The 11,938-nt window shown below is 52.1% G+C and carries 10 protein-coding genes; 8 read left to right on the plus strand and 2 right to left on the minus strand.

Going from position 1 to position 11,938, the window contains the following annotated elements; translation table 11 throughout:
• Window positions 1-127: 127 nt before the first annotated feature.
• Window positions 128-1,417 (plus strand): ABC transporter substrate-binding protein, encoded by a 1,290-nt coding sequence (locus PAEVO_RS24230; RefSeq protein WP_100540065.1) that lies wholly within the window; start codon window positions 128-130, stop codon window positions 1,415-1,417.
• Window positions 1,418-1,687: 270 nt separating this feature from the next.
• Here PAEVO_RS24230 and PAEVO_RS24235 read toward each other — a convergent pair whose 3' ends face one another.
• Entirely contained in the window at window positions 1,688-1,900 is a 213-nt protein-coding gene (locus tag PAEVO_RS24235; protein ID WP_100540066.1) for a PLDc N-terminal domain-containing protein, read from the minus strand.
• Between the two features lie 311 nt (window positions 1,901-2,211).
• Between PAEVO_RS24235 and PAEVO_RS24240 the strand changes: the two genes are divergently transcribed.
• From PAEVO_RS24240 to PAEVO_RS24250, 3 genes are all read left to right on the plus strand, one after another.
• On the plus strand, window positions 2,212-5,313 hold the full coding sequence (locus PAEVO_RS24240; protein WP_100540067.1) for a DEAD/DEAH box helicase: 3,102 nt from the start codon (window positions 2,212-2,214) through the stop codon (window positions 5,311-5,313).
• The gene (locus tag PAEVO_RS24245) at window positions 5,304-6,119 is read left to right on the plus strand and encodes a hypothetical protein (protein ID WP_243390914.1); all 816 of its coding nucleotides are present in this window, start codon (window positions 5,304-5,306) and stop codon (window positions 6,117-6,119) included. Before PAEVO_RS24240 ends, PAEVO_RS24245 begins: the two co-directional genes overlap by 10 nt.
• Before the next feature lie 191 nt (window positions 6,120-6,310).
• On the plus strand, window positions 6,311-7,189 hold the full coding sequence (locus PAEVO_RS24250) for a M15 family metallopeptidase (protein WP_100540069.1): 879 nt from the start codon (window positions 6,311-6,313) through the stop codon (window positions 7,187-7,189).
• 281 nt (window positions 7,190-7,470) lie between these two features.
• On the opposite strand, the gene PAEVO_RS24255 is transcribed toward PAEVO_RS24250, so the two are convergent.
• Complete coding sequence (locus PAEVO_RS24255) at window positions 7,471-7,839, minus strand: hypothetical protein (RefSeq protein WP_100540070.1); 369 nt, start codon at window positions 7,837-7,839, stop codon at window positions 7,471-7,473.
• A gap of 377 nt (window positions 7,840-8,216) precedes the next feature.
• On the opposite strand from PAEVO_RS24255, the gene PAEVO_RS24260 reads away from it, so the two are divergent.
• The 4 genes from PAEVO_RS24260 to PAEVO_RS24275 all read left to right on the plus strand — a co-directional run bounded on the left by PAEVO_RS24260 (window position 8,217) and on the right by PAEVO_RS24275 (window position 11,814).
• The gene (locus PAEVO_RS24260) at window positions 8,217-9,041 is read left to right on the plus strand and encodes a zinc ribbon domain-containing protein (protein WP_100540071.1); all 825 of its coding nucleotides are present in this window, start codon (window positions 8,217-8,219) and stop codon (window positions 9,039-9,041) included.
• A gap of 97 nt (window positions 9,042-9,138) precedes the next feature.
• On the plus strand, window positions 9,139-10,041 hold the full coding sequence (locus PAEVO_RS24265; RefSeq protein WP_100540072.1) for a TrmB family transcriptional regulator: 903 nt from the start codon (window positions 9,139-9,141) through the stop codon (window positions 10,039-10,041).
• A 247-nt stretch (window positions 10,042-10,288) separates the two neighbouring features.
• The gene (locus tag PAEVO_RS24270) at window positions 10,289-10,594 is read left to right on the plus strand and encodes a hypothetical protein (protein WP_207797522.1); all 306 of its coding nucleotides are present in this window, start codon (window positions 10,289-10,291) and stop codon (window positions 10,592-10,594) included.
• Between the two features lie 122 nt (window positions 10,595-10,716).
• The gene (locus PAEVO_RS24275; protein ID WP_207797531.1) at window positions 10,717-11,814 is read left to right on the plus strand and encodes a metallophosphoesterase; all 1,098 of its coding nucleotides are present in this window, start codon (window positions 10,717-10,719) and stop codon (window positions 11,812-11,814) included.
• Window positions 11,815-11,938 lie beyond the last annotated feature (124 nt).

Raw genomic sequence — 11,938 nt, forward strand, 5'->3', positions numbered from 1 at the left:
TTCCTTCCCCCTCAAAGATCAATATAATACCTGATTTAACGAAAATAGGTTGATTATACTGAAAAAGTAAACGCTATCAACGAATGCAGCACACGATGTTATAGAAGAAAAAAAGGGAGGATTCACAATGAAGAAATACGGTAAGCTGCTCCTGGTCATGGTTCTGGCGTTCTCCACGCTGCTTGCAGCCTGTGGCGGCAAAAATGAGGACAATCAAGGCGCTGATGGTGGCGCCGAAGGCGGAACGAAAACGATTAAGATTTTCCAATTTAAAGTCGAAATCGCCGAGGCTCTGAATAAACTGAAAGCCGAATACGAAAAAGAGCATCCCGGCATTAAGCTGGACATTCAAACCGTTGGCGGCGGCTCTGATTACGGCGCGGCGCTGAAAGCGAAGTTCGCTTCCGGCGATGAGCCGGACATTTTCAACGTTGGCGGATATCGCGATCTCGAAACGTGGTTCGAGAATGTCGAGGATCTGTCGGACCAGCCATGGGTGAAGGACGTTGTTGACGTTGCCAAAGAGCCTATGACCAAAGACGGTAAACTGTACGGACAACCGATGACCATCGAGGGTTATGGATTTATTTATAACAAAGACTTGTTTGAGAAGGCAGGAATTACCGAGCTTCCTAAGACACTCACGGAGCTTGAGGAAGCAGCCAAAAAACTGCAAGCGGCCGGCATTACGCCATTCGTGAACGGATACCAAGAGACCTGGATTTTGGCCAACCACTTGCTGAACATTCCATTCGCCCATCAAGAAGATCCGGATGCATTTGTCAAAGGAATGAATGAAGGCACGGAGAAACTGGTAGGCAACGCGAAATTCGACGAATGGATGAGACTGTTCGACCTTACCGTTCAATACGGGCAGAAGAACCCGCTGACGACGGATTACAACACGGAAATCACGACCTTTGCCAGCGGTGAAGCGGCCATGACCCAGAACGGGAACTGGACGCAAGTGCAAATCGACGGTATCAATCCGGATCTGAACATCGGCCTTCTGCCAATGCCGATCAATGACAATGCCGAAGAGAATGACAAGCTTCCGATCGGCGTGCCAAACAACTGGGTCGTGAACAACAAATCGAAGGTGAAGGATGAAGCCAAGGAATTCTTGAACTGGCTTGTCACTTCGGAGACCGGTAAACGTTATATTACGGAAGAGTTCAAGTTCATCCCGGCACTGACCAGCATCGAAGCGAACAGCGAGACGCTTGGCGACCTGGGCAACGATGTCATGAAATACAGTAAAGAGAACAAAGCGCTTAGCTGGGAGTTCAACAAATTCCCTGACGGCGGCATGAATGAATTCGGCAGTCAGATGCAAGGTTATGTGGCTGGCAATGTGGACAAGAACCAATTGTTCGAAGGCATTCAGAAATCATGGGAAAGCTTGAAGGCGAAGTAAGCACGAGAGTGGCGCTCTATATAGCTATACCTTCGAAATGATCCATTGACGTGAATAGAGGCTGTCCCCAAGTATATTGTCTCTTGAAAAACAGCCTGGATTTTCATTCATGCATCATAAAAGGTCGAAGACAGACTCATTTAGAGCGCTGGTCTTCGACCTTTTTGCTTCTTGTTGCAACATACTTCAGTTTTGGGGACACCGTCTTTATCATTGATAAGCATGAACCTCGTGGCTAAAGGGAGAAGAAGAATCGGAGCATGGTCACCATTAATAATGATTGCGGATTAGCAAATAAATAATCAGACCGACAACAGGGAAGAACAACAAGCCCAGCACAACCAGAATCGCAAATTCGGGGCTGCGGCCTTTTCGCCGGGCGTCATTATAACCCCATACGCAGACGGCAATGTGAAGAAGGAAGAAGAAAAGTCCCAGCAATAAAGTCAAAATCCCGATAACACCAACACCAACAAAACTCATAATGAAATACCCTCCCGAGCTCTAAATGTATGATCTACATACGGTCGATCGGCAGAAGGGTCGCAAAAAAACGAAAAGATTTGGAATTTTTCTGCTGGAGCAACCGAAGATTGTATAAGAATACGGATATTTTATTAACCTATATAGGAGAATTCTGCAATACATAGATCACAACGAAATAGTAAATACATGGTATGATAAAGATTGACGTTATTTTGGCGTGGGAACGATTTCGCATCGTTTTGAAATGTTGAAGCTATCGTATAAGATAGTAATAATATCTATAAAGCAGGAAAAGACGGGAGACAACGATGAATCAACCGCTCTATGGCGTATGGTTAGGTGACGTATTCTTTTGTTTTTCCGGTGAGGTTTCGGAACCGAGAGTGGACGCATGGAGCCGCGTGGTCCGTACCTTTCGCAGACCGGATGGAACCCGTCCCTTCGCTAACGCTTCCCTCCGGCTTGCCGAGCTCAGGTATCCGGCCAAAGTCCTCGGATCGAAAAGCACACGGCGTCCGGAACGGAAGACACTTGGCGGACGGACGATGGAAGGGCTTGCTCTGACACCGGGAGACGCATTTCAATTGCTGATCTCGTTGGATCCTGAGTATTATCAGGCTCAGGGTCTAAGCGTCGGTGAAGAAATGGAATATTGGGTACAAGCGAGCAGATTTGCATTGGAGCTGCTACTGCAAGGGAAGTTTGCACCAGGCACGGCCGAGGTGCCTTCCGTGGGCAGACGCCGGACTACGATGCAAAATATAAAAGCGGTATGGAAGCCGCAGCTTTCTGCCGAGGATGCAGCGCGCTTTCTGCAGCTGGCAGCGAATATCCCGCCAATTGCCATTGGGACGCCTGCAGCTCTTGCCGGATTCGATCCTTCTACCCGTGAGGAAGCAGGGGCTATTGTGCTGTATTCTTTTCTGTGCAGCGTGATCGACAGCCAAGCCCGGGCGGCTGTCCGTGAATCGGAGGATAAACTTCGGACCTATCTGGCGAACTACCGGCGGGGACAATCACCACTGGCGGAGCTTTGGTGGAACAGCCTATTGACCGTCAGTCGGGATATTCCCATTCAAGGGACGGCTGAGGAAGTCAGCGAGCTGGAGGAAGCCGTTGAACGTATTGGAGGGACGGCGTTCCCTTATGCCAGCGGGGAGGATCAGCCTCCCGAGAACGGAACCATTGGACTTGGGCTGCGGCTTGAGCCGCCCCTGGATGAGAGCCACAAGGACTGGAAGGTGTCCTTTTGGGTACGAAGCCAGGAGGACGAAGGTTTATTGATGCCTGTCCGCAGCATATGGGGAAATCCCGAATCCGATCAGCTGATCCGTGGACGGATGTATTCCAGGGCGCAGCTGCAGCTGTTAATGAAGCTGGGAGAAGCGGCAGAGCTGGCACCGGAGCTGGCCGCAGGCTTGTATGGGCGTGCTCCCGAGAGCGTGTCGCTGTCGCTTGACCGCTTGTCCACGTTTATGAAGGAATCGGTTCCGAAATTAACGGCGAGCGGAGTCACGGTTCAAATGCCTTCACGATGGAGCAGGGAAGGGCGCCGCCGCGTCGGCTTATCTCTCAAAATGATGCCGGATGCAAGACCATCCGGTGAGGCGCATCCGCTGCCGGTGTTAGGCATGGAGCATCTGGTCAGCTTTCAGATCTCCGCAGCGATGGGAGGCCAATCCCTGACCCGCGAAGAATTGAAGTTTCTGGCCGAACAGAATCTGCCTTATGTCCAGTTCCGCGGGGAATGGGTTGAGGTGGATCTGAAGGAGATCAACCAAGTGCTGCGTTTCATGAAGCGCCATGAGAAGGGCGAGATGGAGCTCGCGGAATGGATGCACCTTAGCGCTGATATGGATGGAGAACGCCTGTGGAAAGGTCTTTTTATCGAAGAAGTGGAGACAACGGGTCTGCTATCTTCCTTACTGGATGGTGAAACGGCCCGCAAGCTGCCGTCCCGCCCAATTCCTTCCTCGCTACATGGCGAACTGAGACCGTATCAGGAACGGGGGTATCAGTGGCTTAGCGTGATGCGCGATTTGGGATTCGGTGTTTGCCTTGCCGACGATATGGGACTTGGAAAAACTGTGCAGGTCATCACTTGTCTGCTGGAGCGTCTCAATACGGAATCCGCTGGCGGACCGGTGCTGATCATTTGCCCGACTTCACTTCTGGGCAACTGGCAGCGGGAAATTCAGCGTTTTGCACCGGATCTGACCTTACATGTGCACCATGGCGTTCGACGTCTGCGTGGAGAAGACTTCCTGCAGGAAGCGGCCAATCATGATATCGTGTTAACCACCTATCACTTGGCGGGAAGAGACAGCGGTGATTTATCTGCGATCCAATGGTCGAGCGTGGTGCTCGATGAAGCACAATATATTAAGAATTACCGTACGAAGCAGGCGCAGAGCGTCATGAAATTATCTGCGCCACACCGTATTGCCATGACCGGAACACCGGTGGAGAACCGTTTGGCGGAGCTGTGGTCGATCTTTCATTTTCTCAATCCGGGATATCTCGGCTCCTTTAACACCTTCCGTCAGCGCTATGCGCCGGGAGAGGGGCAGCAGGAGAGATTCCGTGAGCTTCATAAGCTGGTATCTCCATTCATGCTGCGCAGACTCAAGAGCGATCCGGATATCCGCAAGGATCTGCCGGAGAAGCTGGAATTGAAATCGTATTGCCCGCTGACCGAGGTTCAAGGCGCGATGTACCAAGCGGTTGTCGATGAGATGATGGGACAGATCGAGAGCCGGACGGGCATGGCTCGCAAGGGACTTGTGCTTTCCTCCCTCACTAAGCTGAAGCAGATATGCGATCATCCGCAGCTGCTTCGACGCGACGAAGGACGCGCGGTGCGTGCGGAGTCCTCGGGCAAAATGGAGCGCATGCTTGAAATCCTCGACAGCATTTCGGATGTCGGTGAATCCGCGCTGATCTTTACCCAGTATGTGGGCATGGGTGAGCTGCTGGTAAGCATGCTTGGACGTAAATACGGGAAGGAACCGTATTTCCTTCATGGCGGGGTGCCCAAACGGGAGCGGGATGAGATGGTACGGGCATTCCAGGCAGGCGAGGGGACTGAGTTCTTTGTTCTGTCGTTAAAAGCCGGGGGCGTAGGCTTGAATTTGACCCGTGCGAACCATGTGCTCCACTATGACCGGTGGTGGAACCCGGCGGTCGAGAATCAGGCGACGGACCGTGTATTCCGGATCGGTCAGCACCGTAACGTTCAGGTGCACAAGCTGATTTCGCAGGGAACGCTGGAGGAACGGATTGACGAGCTGATCGATCAGAAGAAGGCGTTGTCCGAGCAGGTTGTCGGGTCGGGCGAAACCTGGCTGACGGAAATGTCGGACGGTGAGCTTCGCCAGTTGATCGAGCTGCAAGAGCAAGATTGGATGTAACCGGATGGCATTCGGCGCGTGAAGCAGCCGAAAAACATACTGAAATGGACGCCAAGGAGGTGTGGGCAATGGAATCTGCGGAATCGGCCGGACGGATCAGGCTGGAGATCGAACCGGGATGGTTAAAGGGGAAAGTAGATGAGGCCGTCGAATCATCAGGGACCTGTGAAGTCAGCATTCAGGTAAAGACGCTGAACCCTGCTGCCCGTGAGGCGGTGCTGGCTTATCTGGAGGAAGACCCGCAGGCGTTGTACCGCCTGCTTGCAGGACAGGATGCTCCATGGCTGGACGAGCTGGCGCCGTCGCCCCTGCAGGGCGAAGAGCCGGCCGCCGATGCCCGCTGCACCTGCGGCCAAGCGGCCTGCGGGCATGCCGCAGCCTTGCTGGCTGCCGCGGCCCAGCGGCTTGCGGCAGAGCCGCTCCAGCAGCTGACGCTGCTGGGGCTACCGCGGGAAGCGCTGCTGGCCGGCGTCTTCGACGCCTGGGCTAAAGCAGCCCCGCCGCCGGCAGGCGGCTCTGCCGCAGAGCAGGCCACCCGCGCGAAGGAGAAGGGGCCGTCCGGTCCTTCTCCGGGCGAATGGGTGGCCGAAGCGGCGGCCGAGGGCCGATTGCACCGGCCCGGCCCGCAGCTTAGCGAGCTGGCGGTGCAGCTGTCACCGCCGCCTCCGGCAGATCAGCTGGGCCCCGTCGGCGACTGGACAAGCTTACTGCCTGGCGTTCGCGGCGCTTCCAAAGCGCTCGGCGTGATAGCCCGCGGAGCGGCCAAGCAAGCCGAGCAGAAGCGCCGCAGCTTGAAGTCGCCGTAGGTATGGGAATCCATCCATCACGGAATTGAATGAATTTGTTAGAAGCGGCGCCATAAATCGGGGCAATCTGCCGGATATCTGACCTAAACGGAGATGATCCGGCTTGATTCGACAGCCGCTCGTTTGTCCTGCTCATTCTGAATAAGGTACAATGAGTGCAGGACAAACCGTGGGAAAGGAAGAAGCAAAAGATGAATGCATTTTCGGGAAAACGTACACGATTTACAAGCGTAATGCTGTCATCCTTGCTGTTAGCAGGGGCCATTCTGGCAGGCTGCCAATCGGATGATGCGGGTTCCGGTAAGGAACAGGGTCAGGAATTGCAGTCGCCGGCAGAGGGCCAGGAAGGAAACACGCTTCCAGAGGGCGACTCGGGCAATGGTGAGACAGGGGCTGAGAATCAGCCGGCGGATCCGGTCATGGCGAAGCGCAGCGAGAATGCACTTCAGGCCACGATCCAGGAGAGCGGCGGCAAGCAGGTCGTAACCAATGCAGAGGCCGTTACGGTTGTTGTAAATAAGCAGCGCAGCTTGCCGGATGGTTATGAACCAAGTGATCTCGTGGAGCCGAATGTTCCCTTTTCTTTTGATGAGCCGCATGAAAAACGGCATCTGAGAAAAGAGGCGGCGGACGCGCTCGAGGAATTGTTCGATGCGGCCAAAGCGGACGGCATCGAGCTGCGTGCCGTATCGGGATACCGTTCTTATGGCCGTCAGAAAACGATATACGAGAATAATGTTCGTACCAAAGGGGAAGCCGAGGCTAACCGTGTGAGCGCGGTGCCGGGTACGAGTGAGCATCAGACAGGCCTTACGATTGACGTGTCCAGCCCAAGCGCAGGCAATGCGCTGGAAGAAACGTTCGGTCATACGGAGGAAGGGCAGTGGCTGGCGCAGCGTGCGCCGGAATTCGGCTTCATCATTCGTTATCCGGAAGGGGCCGAGGATATTACCGGCTATGTATACGAGCCGTGGCATATCCGTTATGTAGGCAAGGATCTGGCGCCGGATATTGCCGACAGCGGCTTGACGCTGGAGGAATACTTCGATGAGGCGAACATTAAACTGTAAGCTGTGCTATTAGTCGTAGGATAAACGGGACTTTTTATCCTTGTACCCCGGCTTGCGAATCTATAAAGTAGAACAGGACCTGCGCAAGGCCGGGCGATGTTCTTGTTATACGAATGAATCCCGGAGCGGCTTGGCTCCGGGATTCATTCGTATTTTAAGAAATAAGAAAGCATAAACTTCAGAGGTTTACCATCCTGATCTAGCAAGGAAAACTTTCGCTAAATGCGGTCTGTCTTCTGAGAAGATACATCGAATGCGTTTTTCTTATGGACTGACTGTCTTTACTTATTTAATGGCGAGTCTTCATAACCGGGATCATCATAGCCAGTGTCGTTTAGCTTGCCAAGGATGTTCATGTCCTCAATGGTTTTGCGGGTGCGTTCATCTCCATGTTCATGGAGAAAGTGGTAGAGGTTTATCGTTCGTTCATCGTATTGATCGGCAGCATCATCATGATCTGCCGACTTATAAGGGACGAATGTCCGTTTAAACGCATACCGATCGCTGCTGCTGACTTCATAGAGGAGCCCCCTCAGCTTTGAGACCTCTTCATCATCCATATATACGACATATTCGTTCGTATCGTTCGGTACATCCTGGATCAGATTGTGATTGACTGAAACATAATACGTCTTTTTATCGTTTGTCATATTAAATCCCTCCAGACTTCGGCAGCTAAGGGCTGCACGGAATAGGACGCGGCTGTAAGCCGACAGTATCCGGCATGGTACTGTCCAGTTTTCTAATCATATACACGTTCGGGACCTGGATGAATCAGCAGCGGAGTTGGAAGGGGCTTCCTTTTTCACATGGGGCAAGGAATTTGGTATGATAGAATCACCATGGCGGCAGTATACTGGACGTTGAGGAGCATATCATCACGATGAGTAGTATGCGATCGGTAAAAACATGGGGTAGCGGGGTTTATGGCTAGCTAAAAATCGTTAATAACCTTAATGAAGAGAATATGACAATGTGCCGGCAGCCCGCCGGTGAATCGGGATATGAGAAAGAGGAGGATTCATAAATGAATATTTTACAAAAGCTCAAGGATGGAGCCAACCGCGCAACTGAAAAGGCTCAGCACGTGGTGGAAGTGAATAAGCTCAACAGCCAAATTTCCGAAATCGAACAGCAGAAGAACTCATATTACTTACAGATGGGTAAAGTATTCTATGAGGGCTACCGTCAGCAGGATATGACGATGGCAGAAAAAGAAATGGTCGAGCTTGCACAAACCTGCGATGGATTGCAGGAGCAAATCGAAGCGATTCGGAACCGCATTGCGGTCCTCAAGAATGAGCGGGTCTGTGAATGCGGGCGGGTGGTCGCGCTGGACGCGAATTTCTGTCCGTATTGCGGAAACAAGCTTGCTAATTTGATTCACCCCGAGAAGTCTACAGCGGAAGAACCAAGGGAGCCTGAGCGCAAGATCATGTTTGATAAACATGAATATGCAGCGGCTGAAGAACAACAACAGGAACAGGACCCATTGCATACGTACGATTACCGTTCGAATCCGGATCCATACGAGCCGGACATGTATGAACCGGAGCCGGAACGGCAGCACGAGGACATGGAGCCGTCTGAACCTGAGGTTGATCCGGAACAGCTGCGAATCGAGCAGGAAGAGCAGGAGAAGGAGCGCCGTCACTGGGAAGAACTTGAGCGGGAGCGGGAGAGGCAGCTGGAACTGGACCGCCGCATTCGTTTCTGGCAGGAGAATAACCAAAGTCAGGACTATGTTGGTGATGAAGAGGAGACGCGCGATATGGTGAAGTGCCAGATTTGCAGTGTCGACCTGCCAAAAGGCTCGAAATGGTGTCCGCGCTGTGGAGCTGAACAGATTTAAGATATAGGGATTCGGACGATCATGCCCTTGCGCGAGTATGAATAAGACAGTGTGAATGATAGAGCAAGCGTTCGAGCATCTTGGGAGGACTAATATTATGGAACAATTGCTGCATCATTTGCGGAATTTGGGATTTACGGAGATTGAATCGAAAATTATGGTGGACCTTGCTGAGTATGGGCCGGCGGGTGGTTATGAGGTAGCTAAACGACTTGGAGCTTCGCGCTCTAATGTCTATGCAGCCATGCAGCGTTTGGAGCGGCAAGGGGCACTTGAGCGAATGGACGGGGAACCCGTCCGTTACCGCTCGCTGAAGCCGGAGGAATTGACGCGGATGATATCCAGCCGTGTGGAGGCATCACTCGCTTTTGTTGAGAAGAGCTTGCCGCGAGGAAGCGGTACGGCTGCTCCCTTTCTCAGTATGGAGGGAGATCAGGCGGTGCTTGATGTGCTCGTCCGGGAATTGAAGCGAGCGAAACAGGAGATCGTGGTTGACGTCTGGCGTGAAGAAGCGTCGCTTCTGCGTGAACCGCTGGCAGAGGCGGAGGCTAGGGGAGTCAAGGTGCTATGGGCTTGTGACGGCCCGGACCAGGGACTCTCAAGAACGCTGGCGTGGTCTGGGTGGAACGGCCTTGCAGAGCGCAGAGGAGGCGGCCGGAAATTTTCCTTTGTTGTGGATCGGCAGTGGTGCATACTAGGGATGCGCGGCGGGGAATATGATACAGGAGCGGTCATCACGGAGCATCCGGTACTGGCGGAGCTGCTGCTGCACCATTTTACTCAGGAGATGGTATTGTTCCAGCTGGAACAGGATATGGGTGAGCAGCTGGAAGCCCGTTATGGAGAGCACTTCGGTCTAATTCAGAGCCAGTATCTTAATGCGGAAGCCGAGACTGAGGCTCAGGAAGACCAGGCTGCGGAATCGAAATCCAACTCACTGGCGGATTATGAAGCTGATTCTGACCCAATGGACGGGGATACCAATCGAAATACGGCCTAGGGTCCAGGCTGAGCTCATGAGGAATCCCCTCCAGAAGTGACTTTTATCACAGTTAGGCATCATGGTTCATCGTACAATGTAATAAACATATTAGATAGGGACGCCGGGATTTATCTTGGCGTTTATTTGCTTAAGATCACTTAAGATCAGCAACAGGCTGGAATGAAAGTTGCAGCTGGCAGGAGTGCATGAATGCAGCGGTTATAAATCGCAATCATGACAACCAAGAGAAGGGGGATGAATGAGCATGGAATGCATCGTTCATTTTACAGTGGGACATAAGGAAGAACCTAAGAGGCTTCGGGGATTGATTTTTGTTGATAAAGGAGAGAACCCTACAGGTCAGCAGCTGCTCGATATGTTTCATGAAATGGAGTACAAGGTGGTACCTGACCCGCATGATGAACTTCTCTTTAAACCGGAGAATCCCACGGAAAGTTATACTTATATACGTGTGAATGAGCTCGATATGGGTCAAGAAAAATATACGGAAGACCGCAATCTGAAATCGCTGCTGAACGAGCTGCTGCCTAAACAACGCACGGGCTTGTAGCGGCCTGCTGGAGATCATACTGATGCTCGCAAAGAAATGAATAAGCCCATCTGCCTTCCGCTAACGTCCGCTGGGATTTGTAAAATCCGCTTGTTATAATGGATGTACGGAAGGGGATGGAGATGTTTATTTTTGCAGGAATTGCGGCATTGTTCATTTATGGCTTGCTGGTTTATTATATTGGCCGAAGCGTATGGAGCTGGATGAAACCGGGTCCATCCATGGTACTCAAATGGATATACATAGTCGTGCTGACCGTGGTATCGACATCGTTTATTTCGGGGCGGTTCTTCGGTAACCTCACCGTCCTGAGTGTGATAGGATCGTATTGGATGGCTATTTTCTATGTCCTGATCATCCTTCTCCCGTTGATGCACATCATGCTGTGGCTGCTGAGAATGACGGCATTGCGAAGAGATGGCCTGGAGAAGGCGGCTGGATTTATCGTGTTGGTGCTAATGGTCGTTGTGATCGGTTTCGGTTCGTTTAATGCTTATAGCCCAACGGTCCGCGCTTATGATATTCACGTGGACAAAGAGCCAGGCACACTTGAGGAGCTGAATATCGTCATGGCGTCCGATATGCACTTCGGCGTCCTGTCAGGAAAAGCCCACGCTGCACGCATGGTGAAGGAGATCAATGACTTAAAGCCGGATCTGGTATTGTTACCAGGCGATATCATCGATGACGATCTGGATGCATATTTACGCCAGGGGATCGATCAGATTCTGACCGATATCCAGGCAACGTATGGTGTGTATGCCTCGCTTGGCAATCATGACCGATTCGAAGGTGAAATTCCGGAACTGATCGCGGCTCTTGAGCATAGCGGCATGACGGTGCTGTATGATGAGAAATTGACGGTGGAGGGCCTGACGCTGGTGGGCAGACGGGATAAACAGGATCAGGAGCGGGCCGAATTGTCCACGATCATGGAGGGGGCTGATTTGTCCAAGCCAATCTTTCTGCTCGATCATCAGCCAAATGCGCTGGAGGAAGCGCAGCAGCAGGGCGTGGACCTTATCGTTTCTGGGCACACGCACCGTGGGCAGGTATTCCCAGCACATCTGATTACGGAGGCCATGTTCGAGAATGATTGGGGGTATCTGCAAAAAGGCCGGATGCATTCCATCGTGTCCTCGGGCTACGGTTTCTGGGGACCGCCGATTCGTCTGGGTTCCCGGTCCGAGATTGTACAGATCCATGTTACATTTCAATAGATGAATTTGTTGGACAAAGCCACCTGTGAGGTGGCTTTTTTTCATGTTAGATATTTTGGGAAAATATTGTATCCAGAAGGGATCGGATTATTGTATGATCTTTGCTAGATAAAACACTTTGTGT

This window comes from Paenibacillus sp. GM2FR, assembly GCF_002803325.1.
Classification (GTDB): Bacteria; Bacillota; Bacilli; order Paenibacillales; family Paenibacillaceae; genus Paenibacillus_AQ; species Paenibacillus_AQ lautus.